This window comes from Paraburkholderia lebeckiae, from assembly GCF_050436225.1.
Classification (GTDB): domain Bacteria; phylum Pseudomonadota; class Gammaproteobacteria; order Burkholderiales; family Burkholderiaceae; genus Paraburkholderia; species Paraburkholderia tuberum.
In genome coordinates this window covers 140,746-158,307 of record NZ_JBNDLU010000003.1, presented here as the reverse complement: position 1 = coordinate 158,307, position 17,562 = coordinate 140,746, and the positions used below count along the sequence as shown (strand labels likewise).

At 61.8% G+C, this 17,562-nt stretch carries 14 protein-coding genes; 6 read left to right on the top strand and 8 right to left on the bottom strand.

The annotated features are described in order from the left end of the window. Positions 1–405: 405 nt before the first annotated feature. Positions 406–2,736 carry a two-partner secretion domain-containing protein gene (locus OKW45_RS35460; protein ID WP_429474017.1) on the top strand — a complete coding sequence of 777 codons (2,331 nt, stop codon included), beginning with the start codon at positions 406–408 and terminating at the stop codon, positions 2,734–2,736. A gap of 361 nt (positions 2,737–3,097) precedes the next feature. Next, on the top strand, positions 3,098–3,772 hold the full coding sequence (locus tag OKW45_RS35455; protein ID WP_429473510.1) for a hypothetical protein: 675 nt from the start codon (positions 3,098–3,100) through the stop codon (positions 3,770–3,772). A gap of 50 nt (positions 3,773–3,822) precedes the next feature. Here OKW45_RS35455 and OKW45_RS35450 read toward each other — a convergent pair whose 3' ends face one another. Further along, positions 3,823–4,380, bottom strand: coding sequence for a hypothetical protein (locus OKW45_RS35450; protein WP_429473509.1), 558 nt, complete (start codon positions 4,378–4,380; stop codon positions 3,823–3,825). 534 nt (positions 4,381–4,914) lie between these two features. Between OKW45_RS35450 and OKW45_RS35445 the strand changes: the two genes are divergently transcribed. Next, positions 4,915–6,054, top strand: coding sequence for a hypothetical protein (locus OKW45_RS35445; RefSeq protein WP_429473508.1), 1,140 nt, complete (start codon positions 4,915–4,917; stop codon positions 6,052–6,054). Positions 6,055–6,183: 129 nt separating this feature from the next. On the opposite strand, the gene OKW45_RS35440 is transcribed toward OKW45_RS35445, so the two are convergent. After that, positions 6,184–6,387: a hypothetical protein gene (locus OKW45_RS35440; RefSeq protein ID WP_162634029.1), complete on the bottom strand. Its 204-nt coding sequence runs from the start codon at positions 6,385–6,387 to the stop codon at positions 6,184–6,186. Positions 6,388–6,829: 442 nt separating this feature from the next. On the opposite strand from OKW45_RS35440, the gene OKW45_RS35435 reads away from it, so the two are divergent. Continuing rightward, positions 6,830–7,294 carry a hypothetical protein gene (locus OKW45_RS35435; protein WP_162634028.1) on the top strand — a complete coding sequence of 155 codons (465 nt, stop codon included), beginning with the start codon at positions 6,830–6,832 and terminating at the stop codon, positions 7,292–7,294. A 416-nt stretch (positions 7,295–7,710) separates the two neighbouring features. On the opposite strand, the gene OKW45_RS35430 is transcribed toward OKW45_RS35435, so the two are convergent. Then, positions 7,711–8,454, bottom strand: a complete 744-nt coding sequence (locus OKW45_RS35430; protein WP_429473507.1) for a hypothetical protein — start codon at positions 8,452–8,454, stop codon at positions 7,711–7,713. A 364-nt stretch (positions 8,455–8,818) separates the two neighbouring features. Between OKW45_RS35430 and OKW45_RS35425 the strand changes: the two genes are divergently transcribed. Then, a complete protein-coding gene (locus tag OKW45_RS35425) occupies positions 8,819–9,223 on the top strand; it encodes a nuclear transport factor 2 family protein (protein ID WP_429473506.1) in 405 nt (134 codons plus the stop codon). A 587-nt stretch (positions 9,224–9,810) separates the two neighbouring features. On the opposite strand, the gene istB is transcribed toward OKW45_RS35425, so the two are convergent. The 4 genes from istB to OKW45_RS35405 form a co-directional block, all read right to left on the bottom strand. Then, positions 9,811–10,626, bottom strand: a complete 816-nt coding sequence (gene istB / locus OKW45_RS35420) for an IS21-like element helper ATPase IstB (protein ID WP_429473505.1) — start codon at positions 10,624–10,626, stop codon at positions 9,811–9,813. Beyond that, on the bottom strand, positions 10,623–12,122 hold the full coding sequence (gene istA, locus OKW45_RS35415) for an IS21 family transposase (RefSeq protein WP_429472120.1): 1,500 nt from the start codon (positions 12,120–12,122) through the stop codon (positions 10,623–10,625). The genes istB and istA overlap by 4 nt, the downstream gene beginning before the upstream one ends. Before the next feature lie 106 nt (positions 12,123–12,228). Further along, entirely contained in the window at positions 12,229–12,636 is a 408-nt protein-coding gene (locus OKW45_RS35410; RefSeq protein WP_429473504.1) for a hypothetical protein, read from the bottom strand. A gap of 27 nt (positions 12,637–12,663) precedes the next feature. After that, positions 12,664–13,476: a gamma-glutamylcyclotransferase family protein gene (locus OKW45_RS35405; protein ID WP_429473503.1), complete on the bottom strand. Its 813-nt coding sequence runs from the start codon at positions 13,474–13,476 to the stop codon at positions 12,664–12,666. A 664-nt stretch (positions 13,477–14,140) separates the two neighbouring features. Between OKW45_RS35405 and OKW45_RS35400 the strand changes: the two genes are divergently transcribed. After that, on the top strand, positions 14,141–16,573 hold the full coding sequence (locus OKW45_RS35400) for a WD40 repeat domain-containing protein (protein WP_429473502.1): 2,433 nt from the start codon (positions 14,141–14,143) through the stop codon (positions 16,571–16,573). Between the two features lie 158 nt (positions 16,574–16,731). On the opposite strand, the gene OKW45_RS35395 is transcribed toward OKW45_RS35400, so the two are convergent. Then, positions 16,732–17,547, bottom strand: coding sequence for an enoyl-CoA hydratase-related protein (locus OKW45_RS35395; protein WP_429473501.1), 816 nt, complete (start codon positions 17,545–17,547; stop codon positions 16,732–16,734). Between the last annotated feature and the right edge of the window lie 15 nt (positions 17,548–17,562).

Here is a 17,562-nt window from a genome sequence, read left to right as displayed (position 1 = left end):
CCCTCGCCAGAGGTGTCGAAGATTGCGGATTGCCTGGGCTTGAAGAGGTACGAGCAAGCACCGGGTGTATGCGCAAATACCGGTTGGTCTTTTGAAACGCGCTGCTACGATTAGGCTGTGTTGTGCGGTATGGCGGCTTTCGCGCCTTGCCTGGTCGCAACAATCTGCGTTCCGCGACGACGACTTTCCACGAACCACGTTTCGGGAGGGATCATGTCGCGTCATTCATCCAGACTGGCGATCCAGTCGCCCCCAACCCCGTGCAATGGGCTGTCCTTTACGCTGGCGTATGCTGGCGCGGCACTCATCGCGCCTCGATCGCGGCCTTCCGCGTGGAACCGTGTTCTGCGCCCGCTGCCGCTTGCGCTATGGGTGCCGCTCGCGCTCGCCGCGTGCTGCGTGCCGATGGCCCACGCGGCCGGACCACTGCCGCAGGGCGGCGCCTTCGTCCGGGGCCAGGGCGTGATCAGCAGCGGCACCCATTCGCTAACGATCGACCAGACCTCGTCCCGCGGCGTGATCGACTGGCACAGCTTCTCGATCGGCAACGGCAACACCGTCGCCTTCAACAACGGGTCGGGCGCGACACTGAACCGTGTAACGGGCGGCGATCCGTCATCGATTCTCGGCAAGCTCACCGCCACCGGCAGCCTCTACCTGATCAATCCGCAAGGCATCCTCGTGGGGCCCTCAGGCGTTGTCAGCACGGGCGGACGGTTCGTCGCGTCCGCCCTGGATATCTGCAACGACGCCTTCATGAACGGCGGTGATGCACTGACGCTGTCGGGCAAGTCGGACGCGAGCGTGATCAACCTCGGCAGGCTCAGCTCCAGCGGCGGCGATGTGTTCCTGATCGCGCGTCAGGCAGTCGTCAACGCGGGCACGGTAAGAGCGCCCAGCGGCACGGTGGAACTGGCGGCTGGCGAGACGGTGCTGTTGCAGGACTCGGCCAACAGCAGGCAGGTGTTCGTGCAGGCAGGCAGTCACGGCACCGTCGTCAACGAGGGGCGCATCAAGGCCGCGCAGGTCAGTCTTCAAGCTGCCGATGGCAACGTCTATGCGCTCGCAGGCAGCGGCACCCGGATCCGCGCGACGGGCACGGCCACCCGGGATGGCCACGTCTGGCTGATCGCGGACAGCGGCCTGGTCAGGCAGCAAGGCAAGATCGCGGCAACGGATGCCGACGGCAGCGGCGGAACGGTCGACACGCAGGCGGCGCAGCTGGCGTTCGGCAGGCACGCAGCCGTTCACGCCGGGCAGTGGAATCTTTCAACGCCTGCTTTCACGATCGATGACGCTGCGGCACGCACGTTGCAGCGCAGTCTGAGCGCGGGCACCTCGGTCGATGTCACGACCACGGGTGGCAACGGTGCAACGGGCGACCTGGGCATCGCTTCGAGCCTGCGCTGGCAGGGCCCGGCTTCGCTCACGCTTGCGGCATATCGCAATGTCTCCGTCACGAGCGGCACGACGATCGCGAACGACGGCGCGGGCAATCTAACCTTGGGTGCCGACGCTATGGGCGTCGATAACGGTGGCAGCGTCTCGAACCTTGGCACCGTCGACTGGTCCAAGAGCGCCGGCATCGTGAGCCTTTTCTACGACATGAACGGCCGCTACAGCCCCGGCACGCTGCTCGGCAACGCTTCGTGGACCGCCCCGGCCTACAGCGGCCTGGTCACGCAAATCACCGGCTATAAGCTCGTCAATTCGCTGACCGATCTGCAGAACATATCGTTCGACCTGGCCGGCAACTACGCGCTCGGCAAGGATATCGACGCAAGTGCGACGATCCTTACGTCGAACTCCTCCAGCGGCGTGGACTTCATCCCGCTGGGCAGCGCAGCCACCCCGTTCACGGGACAGTTCGATGGGATGGGGCATGTCATCGACCAGTTCAGCCAGAATGAGATTTACTCGCCATCAGGTACCAAAGCGATTGGCCTCTTTGGCGAGATCGGGACTGCGGGCGTGGTGCGCAACGTCGGCATCACGAACACCGCATTCTATGAGGGACAAGACGACATCCTCGACAATGTGCCGATTGTTATCACTTTCGGCATTCTGGCGGGGCGCAACCGGGGCCTGATTACATACGCATATACGTCCGGCTACCGGGGCGCCACTCACTATGGGAACGCGCCGATCGGCGGCCTGGTGGGCACCAACGACGGTCTGATCGAGCGCTCCTCGAGCAGCGCTACCGTAGGCGACGCCGGTGACGCGGGAGGGCTCGTGGGCGCCAATCTCGGATGGATCGTTCAGTCGTTCGCGACCGGCCAGGTCGTCACTCAGACGTTCGGCTCGCCGGGTGGACTCGTCGGCGTCAACAGTGGCACGGTGTCTCAGTCGTACGCCACGGGTTATGTTCTTGGGCTCTCGGCGGCCGGCGGCCTGGCTTTTGCGAATAGCGGGTTGATCGAGCAGTCATTTGCATCCGGTGACGTGCCAACACGTTCCTATCAAGGGCCGTTTTTCCACCCCATTTTCGGCGGAATCGTCGCGTTTGGCGCCGGTGGCACACTTGCAAGCAACGTCTACTGGGACAAGGAGACGACAACACAAACGGCGAGCACTGGAGACGTCTCGCAACTGCCTGCATCAAACGGTCTTACTACTGCCCAAATGGGCAAGCCGTCGAGCTTCGACGCGTCCTGGGATTTCAGCCCGACCGGCGTGTGGGTCATGCCGGCCGGCGCGACCCATCCGATCCTGCGCTGGCAATTGGCCCGGTAGGCGCTGCCAGCGGGCGCAACGCATCCCGTTTTGCGGTGGCAGTCCATGCCTTGAACCAGCGCGTCTTTCGACGTGCGGCGCGATGTCGAGAAGCAGCATTTGGGACAGATTGGCGCGGTACGGAGATGCCTGGACATGATGATTCGCATCGCCAGCCCGGCCGGGCGACAGGGCCGTGGCTGTTTGACGCATCCGCGGCCGTGAGCAGGACGTTTGCCGACTTCCGTACGAACGGCGAGACCTGGCATCCCGCGCGGCGCTCGCCTATAGTCATTTGTCACTTCCGTCACTTCCGTCACCTCGCTGGGCCCTCGGGCACGGTGATCGGGGCATTGCGCCCGTCGGCGCCAGGGAGGCCCGCATGCACTATGTCGGCAACAATCACGTCGCGTTCGATACCCAGTCCCTCGGCTTTCCGAGCATCAAGGGCTGCCAGGCAGTCTGCTTCCAGGTGAGCGGCGGCCTCTACGGCTTCCACGACTACAAGGGCGCCGGCGGCGCCGGCGTTGACGACGCCAAGGCCCACGCCTTCGCCTCCTGGGCTGAGCAGCAAGGTACCGCTGACATCACGGCAGGCGTCGCGCTCTACGGCGTCGTCAACCAGGAGCACCAGTACACGCACGACACGAGCGGCGAGCAGGACTGGAAAGCTATGCTGCTCGGCGTCGCGCGCGAACTGGGGTTCGACGGGCCCGTCTACGGCGTGCGCGTGACTTCGCACGTCGGCAAGGCCGACTCGCTCTACGTGCGCTTCGATCGCGTGCACGACACGATGCGGATCTCGTACAAACGCTGGACTAAGATGGAGCGCGACACCAAGGCCAGTCCGCTCAATCCCGACCAGCAGGCGCTGTTGCGGCCGGCGAAGTCGAGCGAGGTGGACCCCAGGTCGATCGCGCACGATACGCGTCCGTACGTCGCGGAGTCGCTGAAGGACTACGAGTACGAGGATGTGTATCCGGTCCGGCGCAAGGACCCTGGCAAGGCCGAGAACCTCAACATCGTCGCGTCCAAGAAGATCACGCAGTTTCGCTGAGCGAGCGAGGGTCGGCGCGCCGGCCCTCCGTGAGGCACTGGCCCGGCGGCTCAGTGCGTCGCGTCAAGCACCTGCTGCGCGGGCGCGTCGAGCAGGCGGCTCATGATGTCGGAGCGTCCGTAGACGAGCGGCGCCGCAATCCGGTTTGCCATGCCCGCGTAGGGTCCGGTCGTGACCACGTCCCCGGCCAGCGGGTCCTTGAAGCTGAACGTCTGCGGATTGTCCGAGCTGGCCCCGGTCAGCAGGACGAAGTGCGACACGCTCGCTTGCCCGAGCACGCCGCGCAGAATGATCGGCCCGTAGTCCTGGAGCCGCTTGATCCACTGGTCGGCGGTCGTCGGAACGTCGTAGCTCTCGACGAGCAGATTTGGGGCGTTCTGGTAGTCGTCATAGGGGTCGTAGGCGATCCAGTCGCGCACGCGGTTCGCCGGTTTCGGCAGCAGGATGTCTTGATATCGTACGTTGGTCTTCCTCTCGTACCAGTACTTGAGCAGCGACTTGAGGCAGTAGCGGCCGCAGGTCGGGTCGATGATGGGCAGGAACTTCGGCACGTAGTTGAATCGCTGCGACAACATTTCGGGAATCGGGTTGATCGTGAAGCTCGGCATCGTGGTGCTCCTGGTCGGGTGGAAGCCGTCTCCGCCTTGCATGTTCGACGTTCTGCACGACCGGCGGGGCCAGGCAGACCGCGCGCCGGTTCGCCTCAGCACCATAGCAAACCTGCCGCGACGGTCTCTGATCGATCCTTACCAGCCTCTGACGTCCCGGCTCGGTCAGCGGCCGGACTCGACGTGCTAACAGTAATCGAAACGTGTTTGCTCTTTGGAGACGACTACACGCTCGTACCTTCGCGGAGAACCGGTGAGCGGTTCGTTCGTCTTTGCGAGGTCGAGAGAGCCAAGGATTGCCCTCTCTTTTGACAGCTACTGCATTCGCGAGCCATTCCGAAACCGGATGAAAGTCTTCCGGCAGGCGTTGGATGGAAAACCTTGACCGAGTGTTATTTCGCCTAACGCCAGCGCAGAATGATTTCTCTCTTGAAATCTGTAGGGACCTAGCATAGCTTCTTGAAAGTCAGATACCCGTCTCGTGAGCAAGGAGTTCATCCCAAATCAGCCTTTCGAAACCGCGAGGAACATGTCATGAATATGAAAAAGCGTGCCGCGCAATTCATGCGCACTATGGTCGTCCTCTTCGCAGCGCAACTGATTTTGAGCGCACCAAGCTTTGCGCAAACCGCTGACTCTAGTTTTTCGCAAACCACCGACTCTTTATATATCGGGGATGTGGGCGATAACACGGTAAAGCGCTTTGGGTTAAAAGGGCAATCTCTTGGCACATTCGTTAAATCGACAAGCGATTTGCGAGGGCCGCGTGGTCTTGTTTTTAATCAAGTCGGTAATCTGATACTCTCAAACCAAAATGTCAACACGACCGACAACAGCGACATACTCGAATACGACCGCACCGGGCAACCGCTCCCGCCGCTCGTTCCGCACACCGACGCCAACGCCCCCGCTGCTTCACGCGGCGTGATTCTCTGGAGAGACACCAAGGCAAAGCAAGATTTTATGTTCGTGGCGGACTTTACTACCGAGCCGGACCCAAATAAGCCACAGACTCCTGGCCGTCTTTTGAAATATACGGCCGATGGGCACTTTGCTGGAAGTTTTGTCCCGGATTTATCGTTCGGCACTTGCGCACTACCACCGACGAATGACCGTGCTAACGGTGAATTTCATCCGCGCGGAATTGTGCTGGGTTCCGACGGCCTTCTTTATATTTCTAATTACCCGTGCCTCGTTTCTGGATTGCGAGGACAAGTGATTCGGTTCGATCCGCAAAATGGCCGCTTTAAGGATGTTTTTATTGACGACCAGGGTCTCAACCGGCCTGAAGGTTTAGCATTCGGGCCAGATGGAAACCTTTACGTCACTAGCTTCCGCTCGAACGAGACGCCGACTACTATTGATAACGACAAAATCCTTGTGTTCCAAGGACCAAAATGCGGCAGTCCCGGCACGTATGTCGATAAAATCGAGTTTTATCGGGCCACTACCCGGGATCAGCCCCGCGCCTACGCGCAAGCGTTGCTCTTCGGCCCCGGTGGAAAATTGTTCGTCCCTATCTCAGGTAACAGCTCGGACACCGGGAGTGTTCGCCGCTACAACGTGAGCAGCAAGCATTTTGATGTTTTCGTACCAACTGGCACACTGCAAGCTGGGTGGTATCTCACATTCGGACAAACGAATCCCAGTACGCTGGCCTATGGCTCCGACTGAAGAGAATGAGGCGCGCTGCCGGAATAACGCGTGGGCGGCGCGCGTCAAGAATGAAGATCTCCGAGCAGCGGCATGAAGAAAAACGACCTCCTTCGGAGGAGGTCGTTTGGAGTTGCGTTACATGATGCTTCAGCTGTATTCCGTCCCGCCCTTGCGCGTCAGGTAGTTCGCGGACACCGACTTCAGGCACACGCGAGCGGTGTCCAGATCCATGTGCGTCCGTTCAACCGCCGGGACCATAACGATGCCTTCGCGAATGTGCTTGGCGCCCATCGTGGTCTTGCCGTCGGTGTGCTCGCGCATCACCACTTGGGAGAACGGGCCGCGGTACAACTTTTATCCCGACGCATCGGGCAACACACGCCGCCTTGAGCTGACGCCCACCCACTTCCCGGCGGGTGTAGTTTTGATTTTTCCGCCGACATTCGTGCCGGTTAGCCACAAGCCGGCGCGGCGTCGGTTGACGACCGCACAGCCGGCAGCAGGTGAACGAAAAGCGGTCATCCGAACGGCCGCCTAAGGTTGCGGGCCAATGACGCTTCATGGCCGAACTGCGCCCGTTAGCCAGCGATATGTCCGGTTGAAGCGTACTTCAGCCGGACCTCAGAGCCCGGCGGGGAACGCGTCAGATTAAGGGTATTTCCAACGTAAATTGACACCCTCGCTGCAAAGTCTCAGGACCAAATCTGGCAGTTTCGCCGTTGACGTTCGTAAACGTCCGAATCTTGACGGTACCCCGATTACGAAACGGCCGCCTTTGCCGATCGGCGCGGCTATGACGGCATCGGGCTATGACGGCATCGCCGTGGTGCGGGGGATGGTGGAGCGCGGCCGGCAGATCCTCGGCCAGTTCGAGAAGCGCCTAGAACGTGCCAAGGAGGCCGTGCGCGAGCGGTTCGGCACTGCCGACAACCGCTCGCGCTGCGTCTTCGCCATGAACCTCAACTACGACCCCGACGTCGTGCCCGAGATCGTCGAGGCCGACGCGATCTTGTGCGGCGACCATCAGAAGCTGGCTCCGTTCCGGTGCTATGCCCGCTTATGGCTCGAGCGCGACTACGACGCGGCGGCCAGCAAGGGCGAGGTCATCGTCCAAGGGGACTCAGCCGTAGCGGCGGATCGTTTCCTGCACGCCCAACAGACCTTTGCGCAGGTCATCGGCATTCATGACCGGCACGAGTTCGATCTTGGCGTTCAAACCAAAGAAGAGCCGCTCGGCGGTGTCGGCAATCTGCGATGATTCCGCCATGTTCACGATGAAGAAGCCGCCCCGGTCGCCATTCTCGGCGTGGAAATAAGCGGCTTCGGGCTTCAGATCCTCGGTTAGCTGTTGGAAGACTTTTTCTAATTTGCCGGCGCGGATGGCGGAGTTGCCGGCATCAGCGGAAAACGAGAACTTCACCATAACACGCATGACTTACCTCCCTGACGGTTGCCGGGTCGCCCGGCGACGGGCACCCTCGGTGGATCATTCTGAGCCTAAGCTCACCCGCCCGCAACCTGGATCGGCGGCAACCCCCAGGCGGAGGATTCCGATCGCGGGGCAGCGGTTCATCACCTAAACGGACTTTTCGTACGCTAAGCGCGCTACGCTGGGCGTCTCGAACGTCTCTGCGCGACCCGCAAGGGCCATTCGACTCTCCTGGAAGCGGACCTTCAACCACCAAACCTAGCCGCAGGGTTCTGTGCGTAGAACTCGAAGAAGGCTTCGATCGGTGCCGATACCGCAAGCGGCTGCAGCGGAAAGCATTGTGCAAGTTCATCCATGGTGGTCCGATCGGAAACCCGTCGAGCGAACGCCGTCACTGCGTCTTTCCTGATGCCACCGTGGCGGTTCAAAAACTGCCCCCAAAGAGGCATGTTACGGAACCTGTTCTCAGCCACCGTCGCTGAAGCAGCGTAGGACTCGGGAAACAACCGTCTATACGCAGTTAGATTGTAGAGCCACGAGACTCCAGCCACCTCCTTAACGGCCACCTGCTGCGAGCGGACGTGGTGCACCAGCGAAGTTAGCTCAGATAGCCGCGACGCCGAACGCTCCGCGCTCAATGGTCCATGCCTGTGTCCGTCCGTGTTATGGAAATGAAGCCGGATTTGACCCGGCTTCCCCATCGCGTACGCAAAACATCCGAACGTCGCGATAACCGACGGCGGCTGAACGCGATGCGGTCGATGAAGGTAAAAGCGATAGGTCCAATCGCCAAGATCAACTTCGCCTCTAAACCCGGCCAGGTACGTCGACCAAATCGGATCGTCGCCATCGAATTGCCGATCGCCAACGAACCGGACGTAGAGATTCGTGTAGTCAAGAAGAGCCACCTGCAACGGCATAGCCCCTAACTCTGAGACTCTTCGGGCAAACTGGAGCTGAAGATCAAAAAATTCCTTGGCGTAGATCATCCCAATAGCCCCCTGACACGTCTCTCGCTGTTGCGAGCATAACGATTGTCGCCAATCCACGGCTGTCGAACGTCCGAAAGCGGCCGACTGTCGCCTCGTGCGATGAGCATCGAAGTGCGTGCGATAACCTCTGCGCGGGACAGCAGGCGACCCATACCGGGCAGTCGCATTGAGGCGTGGACGTGGCCGTTGTTGATCGGCGGATTCAACGGCCATCCATGGGCCGGGTGCGGCCGGCAGGTTCTCAGCTTTTTGCTGGTTGGCGAGCGCACGGTTTTCGGTGACTCGACTATGATGATCTGGTAATGGCCTCGATTCCGCAGCAATACAGGAAGATCTCGAAACGGCGATTGTGGGAGGCGCAATGAGCGAGCAACAAAATGTTCAATTGGTGCAGCAAGCATACGATGCTTTCAGCAAGGCCGACATCGGGGGCGTCCTGAAAACGCTCGCCGAAAATGTCGACTGGTTCATACCTGGGCCTACAGAGATCATCCCATTCGCTGGTGGAAGGCACGGCCCTCAGGAGGTCGCGGAATTCTTCAGTGCGCTTGCTGCGACTCAGACTGCTGAACGGTTCGAACCTCTCGATTTTATTGCCAGCGAAGACAAGGTCGTCGTGCTTGGGGTGCAGCGTTGGCGCGTAAATTCAACTGGCATTACGTATGAGGATGAGTGGGCTCACGTCTTCACGATCGAAAACGGAAGAATCACGAAATTCAAGGAATACCATGACACGGCGGCTGAAGCGGCGGCCCATCGGCGATAGAAACATTGGCCTACCTTGATTAAAGCCCAGGCAACGTTCAGCGACCGCGAGTTTGGCCCTTATGTCGATTTTCTTCGGTAATTTTCTTCGGTACCACCAGCGGCGGCGTGCATCGATCCGCAACATCGCCCCCTCCCGCACGCGCCTGGATGCCTCGTGTGGGTCACCGCAACGCTTCGCTTGACGAATAACGCGCTCGGGACATTCTCTTTCGTCAAAGGCCCGCCCCGTTGCACCACTAGCCCGCTTTTCGCGTGGGACGGATCTGGATGCCGAATTCGGCCCTGTCCCGGCGTTTCAGCGCACCGGAGAAGGCTATCCGCCTGCGCCCCTGCATCGCACGACACGCCTTGTAAGCATGTCTTCGTGCTGAAGTCCAGTTATCGAATATCGCCAAGAGAGCTGGTAGCTGATACAGGGCGAGTTTTCTTTGAATGAACGCCAAGGTCGATGATCGCCCCAAGACAACAACGACCGCTCTCGGGGGCGGATTCAACCGGTTATTCCAACGACTGGATAGCGTCAAGCAGGACGTCCGGTTTACCGACAAACATCTTGGCCGGTCGGCCGAGGTGATTGTCGCTGCGTCAGGGGAGCATGGTTGTCGCTCCGTTCGGGTTGTCAGTGGGTAATTGACGGCGGCGCTCTTTCTGTTTGTCGCTGGCTGTGCGGCGCCGATAGCTTTCGACATTCAGCTCAAAGATCGTCGAGTGATGGACGAGCCGGTCGATGGCCGCCACCGTCATGCCGGGGTCCGGGAAGACGTCATTCCAGCCGGAGAATGGCTGGTTGGCGGTTATCAGAAGACTTTTCCGCTCGTATCTTTCGGCGATCAGCTCGAACAGCACGCTGGTTTCGGCCTGGTCCTTCCTCACATACGACAGATCGTCCAGGATGATCAGGTCGAACCGGTCGAGTTTGGCGAGCGCCGAAGGCAGTTGCAAACTTTGACGTGCGACCTGGAGCTTCTGCACGATTTCGCCGGTCCGGGTGAACAACACGCGATAGCCGGCATCGATCAGGGCATGTCCGATTGCGCTGCCAAGATGACTTTTCCCGCCTCCAGGCGGCCCGAACAGGAGAATCGTGGCGCCTTTCTCAAGCCACGAATCGCCGGTGGCCAGCGCCATCACATGCGCCGTTGAGACCATAGGCACAACACCGAAGTCGAAGGTGGCGAGCGTCTTGGTCGGATCCAGATGTGACTCGGCACGATGACGTTCGATTCTTCGTTTGGCGCGCTCGGCAAGTTCATGTTCGAGCAATGCACCGAGTAACCGCGACGCCTGCCAGCTTTCCTTGTCCGAGCGTTCAGCGAAGTCCGGCCACAACCGGCCGATCGTTGGCAGGCGCAGTTCGTTGAGCATAAGTGCGATACGGCCAGTATCGTAGGCGGCGTTCATGCGAGCACCTCCTCATCGAGCAACGTATCGTAAAGCGCGGCGGACGGCATCTCGACGACAACCACCGGACACTCGGCCTGGCGCGGCGCGAACTCATCGAACAACACCTTCAGATCGGGCAGTTCACCGAGTTCGAGCAAAGCATCGAGCCGCTCGGCCAGTTGCGCCTCAACGCCGTGGTGCCCGGCGAGTTCAAGCAGGCCCACCATGGTCTTGCAGGCGCTACGCGGCGTCAGTGCCTGATCCAGCCGTTCCCAGGTGCGACGATAGGCTTCACGCGGAAACAGATCGTCACGGAACGCGAGACCCCTGAAGGCCTGCGGCTTGCGTTTGAGCGAATCGATGAAGTGCCGGTAGTCGATGCCGCGACCGCGCCGCTTGCTGGTGTGCGTGGCCCTCGTCGTGCTGTGCACGAGCGCGCCGGACAGATAGCAATCGAGCCGGTCACTGTAAAGGCGCACCTTCAGGCGATGGCCGATCAGCCGCGACGGCGCGCTGTACAGGACGCAACGTACGGTGAAGGTTCCGCAACGGGTCACGCGCGCCTCTTCCTCAACGAAGTCGGTGGTACGGTGCTCAGGCAGATCCAGCAGGTGTTCGCGCTCGATCTGGAACGCTGCAGCATTGCGCCGGTTGCGGTGCATTACCACCCCGCGCACGAACTCGTCGTACGCGGCGCGGTCTGCGAAGTCGCGGTGACCGCGCAACTCCAGAGCCTGATCGACCTGATCCTTCAGATAGCGATGCGAGGATTCGACGCTGCCATTCTCATGACCCATGCCACGGTTGTTGCGCGTGCCTTGCATCCCGTAGTGTTCGAGCAGCGCTGCATAGCGAACCGTGAAGTCTTCCTCTTCCTGCAGGTTTCTGAACGCCGCCGACAGACTGTCGGAACGGTGTTCGCGTGGGCAGCCGCCGGCCTGCCAAAGCGCGTTCTGCAGTCCCGTCGCGAGCGCCTGGAAGCTCTCGCCACCATCGACCACGCTGGCGTATTCCCAGCGCGAGAACGCCAGCACGAAGTGATACAGCAGGTGGTTGAACGGGATGCCACCAATCGTTACGCACAACTTGTCCATGTGCGTGAAGTCCGACAGGCCTCGCGCGCCTGGTTGATACGTTTGAGGGAAGAACACTTCCTGGTTCGGCCCTTCGAGCGCGCGCCACTGGCTGACATGCCGCTCGAACGTGCGCCGCATGCTGTCCGGAAAGCGTTCGGGATGGTCCTCCTGCAATTTGCGCAGCAGGGTGATCGCCTTCAGCTTTGGCGCAGCGCGTAGCAATGGCACCACTTCGCTATCCCAGACATCGGCGAACGGATCTGGGCGCGAGCGCCAGTAGCGCCGGGGCTGCTGCGACGGTAGCCCGGCTTCGTGTTCGACACGCCGCGCCGTGCGCTCGCTCATGCCTGACTTCGCCGCAGCAAGCTTCTGCGGATGGTGTTTGCGATGGTTCATGTAGAGGCGGACCTGCAGGTCGGTAATGCGGCTTCCAGACATGGGCTGACCGCCTCTTTTTAGGTTCAGTCAGCCATCCTAAGCCTCGCCGCTCCGGCGCCGCCGGCAGTTCGTCGTCTCCGGCGGCTACGCCGCCTCCGACTCCTCACTACCGGCCAAGATGAATGTCGGTACACCGGACGTAGTCATTGTCGCCGCCCAAACGACCGAGTGCCAGCGGTAGCGTAGGACGCTCCTGACCGGGTTTCGCCTGAAGAGAACTGCGCCACCAACCGGCCCCACGAATCGCGACCAGCATCGCGTCGTGCGGCCAGCGCCGGTCGCGCCGGATTTTAGTCTGCTCCGAAATCGCAAGCGCGTCATCGACTTCGATGCCAAGGTACATCATCGGCCTGGTTTGGATCGAACCGTCTTTTCGGATCGGACCAGACCTCCACAAAAGGACATCTTCCGCACGAACCATGACGCGGCACCCAAGCTCGCCATCGCGCGCGATGAACAGGGAGCCGAGCGTCGAAACGCTGATCGTCCAGCGCAACAAGATCAAGCACAACATGGACGACTGGCGCTGAAAGCGTGCGGTCTAGCGGCCGTGCGCCTCCCGAAGGCACACGTCGCCTTTGCGTTTCGCGATCGCGGCGCTCATGGCGGCATAGTCCTCGGGGAACGCCCGCTGCGCGAAGCAGGGCGCCGATGTCGCGAGCAGTGCATCGACCTTCGCGAACTGTTTGTCGAACACCCATGGCCGGCGTGCGAGCGTGCGGTCGTTGAGCCAGTAGGGGCTCCAGTCTCGGGTCGTCTCTATGAGCTCGCGAGCGAACTCCGGCCCGTACTCGAGCCCGCCCTCGATAACGACATCAATATACGACTCGACGAGCGGAAACCTCGCGTCCGGCACCGGAAGCCCTTCGCCCGGCGCTTTGCCTTCGGCCTTCGGCACGTAGACCCAGATAGTTCCCTGCGTCGGCAGCGGCTGCCATGACACGGCCTCGATGAGCGCGCTCGGCACCTCGACGCGCACGTATCCCTTCTCGCGCTCGTCGTACGCGGACATGTCGTTGCCGACAACGGGATAGATCACTCCATTGATCGTCATCGGCGCCTCGCCCTTGAACGGACGCCGCAGGCCGAGTGCCGTGAACCCTGAGCCAGCGCGGTCGCTCCAGCTACGCACATAGCCGAACGCTGACGAGACGCGCACCGGAATCGCCGCAACCGGCTTGCCCGCGGTGGCGTCGCGCGATGGCGTGTTGATGAGCGAGCCGTAGCCGAAAATGAACTGCGTCGGCTGATCGGGAAGACCCGTTCCCCAGAAGTTGGTGGTCTGCGCGTGCGCCACCGAGCCAACGAGCGCCAGTGCCACAACGAATCCTCGAATCTTTGCCATCCCTGACATCGTCAGATCTCCGTCCAATGCGTTACCGCAAATGATCGCTTGAGCCAGGCCGCTCGGCAACTGTGCGCAGCAAGCCTCAGTGCCGTCCAACTGTTGCCAGGCCATAGCCAGGTTAGGATGGGCGAGCTTCAATAACCGGCCGGTTTTGCCAGAAGAGATTTGCGCCCGAAAACGGCCGCACGAGCCCGGACTTAACATCGCTTCGTGCGGCGACGCTGGCGCCAGGTTTCAGTCTGCTCAGAAATCTGGCGCGTCATCGACTTCGATGCCACGGCACCCGATTGTGCTACGAAGCCGTCAACCGAATGGCCGGCCGCATCGGAGGCCTGACCGATAGTCTAAGAGTACATTTCGGCCAATGCCGACGTTCATTGTGTTGCATCGACCGGTTGAATCCGCCCCTTGTCAGCGGACACTGGTGCGCACTGATGTGCTGTTACCTGGAATCGAGTGCGTGGTGTGGCGTGAGACGATGCGACCGGGAGCCCTCAGACGTCTGGGCGACGGTGTGGGGCGAGCGATTTCATTGCGAATTGGACATGTGCGAATTGCTTTCGGCTGCGTGCGGACGACCTTTCCTATCTATGGACTTGCTGCGGGCGCGAGGAGGTTGCACGCGCGGAGCGCGAGTCGCAGTTGCAACAAATCGTTGAGGATCTAGCCCATGTCAAGCAAGAGCGGGCACGGACAGGGCGCGCAGCGACGCATCCAGGTACTGATTGGCACAATCGTATTCATTCTAATTGTGACTGCCGGGTGGATCATTCACCAGACTCGGATGGTCGCACGCCAGACTTCCCTGGCGTTGGCGTCGGCTGCGACAACGGCGAACGACGCGGGAAATTATGACCGCGCAATGCGCTTCGCGATGCTGGCGATGGGCAACGGTTGGCTCTCGCCGGGATCGGTAGAAGCAGAGCTTGAGCTTATGCGTGGCGCGCAAGCATCAGTGCAGATTGCGTTGCTCGGCGGCCATCAGAATGCGGTTGATTCCGCCGTCTTCAGCCCGGACGGTAAGCGGGTGGTGACCGCGTCCTGGGATGGGACAGCGCGGGTGTGGGACCTGGCCACGGGTAAGCAGATTGTGCAGCTCAGTGGCCATCAGAATCTGGTCTATTCTGCCGCCTTCAGCCCGGACGGCCAGCGGGTGGTGACCGCGTCCGCGGACAGGACCGCGCGGGTATGGGACGCGGCTACGGGCAAACAGATTGCGCAGCTCAGCGGGCATCAGGATCTGGTTTATTCCGCCGCCTTCAGCCCGCACGGCCAGCGGGTGGTGACTGCGTCCGCGGACAGGACCGCGCGGGTGTGGGACGCGGCTACGGGCAAACAGATCGCGCAGCTCAGCGGGCATCAGAAACCGGTCTTCTCCGCCGCCTTCAGCCCGGACGGCCGGCGCGTGGTGACCGCGTCCGCGGACAGGACCGCGCGGGTGTGGAATGCGGCGACTGGCCACGTGATCGCACAGCTCACCGGGCATCGGGAACCGGTAAGCTCCGCAGTCTTCAGCCCGGACGGCCGGCGCGTGGTGACCGCGTCCGATGACAAGACGGCACGGGTGTGGGATGCGGCGACCGGCCAGGTAATCGCGCAGCTCATAGGGCACCGGGGACCGGTTTTCTCCGCCACCTTCAGCCCGGACGGCCAGTGCGCGGTGACAGCGTCCGATGACAACACCGCGCGGGTGTGGAACGCGGCGACCGGCCACTTGATCGTCCAGCTCACTGGGCATCGCGGACCGGTGAGCGCCGCCGCCTTCAGCCCGGACGGCCAGCGCGTGGTGACCGTGTCCGATGACAAGACGGCGCGGGTGTGGGATGCGGCGACCGGCCAGGTGATCGCGCAGCTCACCGGACACGAGGGGCCGGTGAATTCCGCCGCCTTCAGCCCGGACGGTCAGCGGGTTGTGACTGCGTCCCGTGATAGGACCGCGCGCGCATGGGACGCGGCGATGGGCATCTTGCTGCTCAGAGGGCATCAAGGGTCAGTTATTTCCGCCGCCTTCAGCCCGGACGGCCAGCGGGTGGTGACCGCGTCCCGTGATAGGACCGCGCGGGTGTGGGACGCGGCCACGGGCAAACAGATCGCGCAGCTCAGCGGGCACCAGGATCTGGTTTATTCCGCCGCCTTCAGCCCGGACGGTCGGCGCGCGGTGACCGCGTCCGCGGATGGGACCGCGCGGGTGTGGGACGCGGCCACCGGCAAACAGATCTTGCTCCTCAGCGGTCATCAGGGTCCGCTTGATTCCGTCGCCTACAGCCCGGACGGCCAGCGGGTGGTGACCGCGTCCAGGGACGGGACCGCGCGGGTGTGGGACGCGGCCACCGGCAAACAGATCTTGCTCCTCAGCGGTCATCAGGGCCCGGTTGATTCCGTCGCCTACAGCCCGGACGGCCAGGGGCTGGTGACCGCGTCCAGGGACGGGACCGCGCGGGTGTGGGACGCGAGCACGGGCAAACAGATCGCGCAGTTCAGCGGGCACCAGGATCTGGTTTATTCCGCCGCCTTCAGCCCGGACGGTCGGCGGGTGGTGACCGCGTCCGCGGATAGAACCGCGCGGGTGTGGGACGCGGCCACCGGCAAACAGATCGCCCAGCTCAGCGGGCATCAGGGAGCGGTTTTCTCCGCCGCCTTCAGCCCGGACGGCCAGCGCGTGGTGACCGCGTCCGCGGACGGGACCTCGCGGGTGTGGAACGCGGCGACCGGCGAGGTGATCGCGAAGCTCACCGGACATCAGGGACCGGTTTTCTCCGCCGCCTTCAGCCCGGACGGCCAGCGCGTGGTGACCGCGTCCGCGGACGGGACGGCGCGGGTGTGGGACGCGGCGACCGGCGAGGTGATCGCGAAGCTCACCGGACATCAGGGACCGGTAAGCTCCGCCACCTTCAGCCCGGACGGCCAGCGGGTGGTAACTGCGTCCGCGGATCAGACCGCGCGGGTGTGGCCTATCCGATGGCTCATGCAGAAGCGAGGTCAGAGCCTGGCTAAAGCCGTGTGTAGGGAAAAGCTCGTGGGAGCAAACCTGCTCACAACCGACGATGAAGCCGCTCTTTCTCTCGTACGCGGGCGCCGGGGCGAAAACGTATGTGGATCGTAACTCGCCGACCGGTCGGAGCGAGCTGCAACGATACGTTTGGCCAGCGCGACCAATTGCTTTTCAATCTTCCTGACTAGCTTCACATCGAAGTCCGCGGCCATGAGAAGACCCGGTCCTGCGGAAACTGTGCGAATTATTTCAGCGAGGAGGGAGCGTCGCTACTGACCTTTGAATTGAGGTGCCCGCTTTTCGATGGTCGCAGCCAGCGCCTCGAGATGGTCGTCAGTGTTGTGGCACATACCCTGAAAGACGGCACAGTGGTCGAGGAAGTCGTGCAGTTCCATGCGCTGGGCTGATTTCATCAGGCGCTTCGTCAGCCGGAGGGCTTGCGGCGGTTTTGCGGCGAGGCTTCTGGCCAGTTGCTGAGCGGTTTCCAGCAACTGGTCTGCGCTAACGGCGTCGAGAACGACGCCAAGCTCCTTGCCTTCAACCCCGGTAAAGGTTCGGCCTGAAAACGTGAGCTCGGCTGCCCGCTGGTAGCCCACGAGTCGTTGTAGAAACCAGGCTCCGCCATCTCCGGGGATGATTCCCACATTGACAAAGGTCTCGCCCATGATCGCGTCAGCTGCAGCCAGTCTCAGGTCGCACATGCAGGCGAGGTCGAAGCCCGCGCCCAATGCGGCACCATTGATGGCTGCGATGGACGGGACGTCGAGACGATGCATCGCCAGGGGTATTCGCTGGATGCCTTGCCGATACTGTTTCTGAACCTCATAGACGTCCCCACCGAAACTCCCCTCGCGACGGAACATGTGCTTGATGTTTCCGCCGGAAGAGAAGGCCTTTCCGGCACCGGTCACAATCAGGACACCGATCGACTCCTCGGCGTTAATCCACTGAACGGTGCGATCAATGTCGTCCACGAGTTTCGTGCCGGTGAGCTCGTTACGGACATCATCGCGGTTCAAGGTCAGTGTTGCGACACGCCCGTCGACGCGTAGCAATGCATCAGTCAATTCAGGTGCATGGTTCATCTTGGCTGCTCGGTT

Excerpts from the sequence above, each read along its gene's own strand:
- OKW45_RS35400 (WP_429473502.1), top strand. The coding sequence starts at position 14,141 with ATGTCAAGCAAGAGCGGGCACGGACAGGGCGCGCAGCGACGCATCCAG.
- OKW45_RS35425 (WP_429473506.1), top strand. The coding sequence starts at position 8,819 with ATGAGCGAGCAACAAAATGTTCAATTGGTGCAGCAAGCATACGATGCT.
- OKW45_RS35435 (WP_162634028.1), top strand. The coding sequence starts at position 6,830 with ATGACGGCATCGGGCTATGACGGCATCGCCGTGGTGCGGGGGATGGTG.
- OKW45_RS35430 (WP_429473507.1), bottom strand. The coding sequence starts at position 8,454 with ATGATCTACGCCAAGGAATTTTTTGATCTTCAGCTCCAGTTTGCCCGA.
- istB (WP_429473505.1), bottom strand. The coding sequence starts at position 10,626 with ATGAACGCCGCCTACGATACTGGCCGTATCGCACTTATGCTCAACGAA.
- OKW45_RS35445 (WP_429473508.1), top strand. The coding sequence starts at position 4,915 with ATGAATATGAAAAAGCGTGCCGCGCAATTCATGCGCACTATGGTCGTC.
- istA (WP_429472120.1), bottom strand. The coding sequence starts at position 12,122 with ATGTCTGGAAGCCGCATTACCGACCTGCAGGTCCGCCTCTACATGAAC.
- OKW45_RS35395 (WP_429473501.1), bottom strand. The coding sequence starts at position 17,547 with ATGAACCATGCACCTGAATTGACTGATGCATTGCTACGCGTCGACGGG.
- OKW45_RS35405 (WP_429473503.1), bottom strand. The coding sequence starts at position 13,476 with ATGTCAGGGATGGCAAAGATTCGAGGATTCGTTGTGGCACTGGCGCTC.
- OKW45_RS35455 (WP_429473510.1), top strand. The coding sequence starts at position 3,098 with ATGCACTATGTCGGCAACAATCACGTCGCGTTCGATACCCAGTCCCTC.
- OKW45_RS35460 (WP_429474017.1), top strand. The coding sequence starts at position 406 with ATGGCCCACGCGGCCGGACCACTGCCGCAGGGCGGCGCCTTCGTCCGG.
- OKW45_RS35410 (WP_429473504.1), bottom strand. The coding sequence starts at position 12,636 with ATGTTGTGCTTGATCTTGTTGCGCTGGACGATCAGCGTTTCGACGCTC.
- OKW45_RS35450 (WP_429473509.1), bottom strand. The coding sequence starts at position 4,380 with ATGCCGAGCTTCACGATCAACCCGATTCCCGAAATGTTGTCGCAGCGA.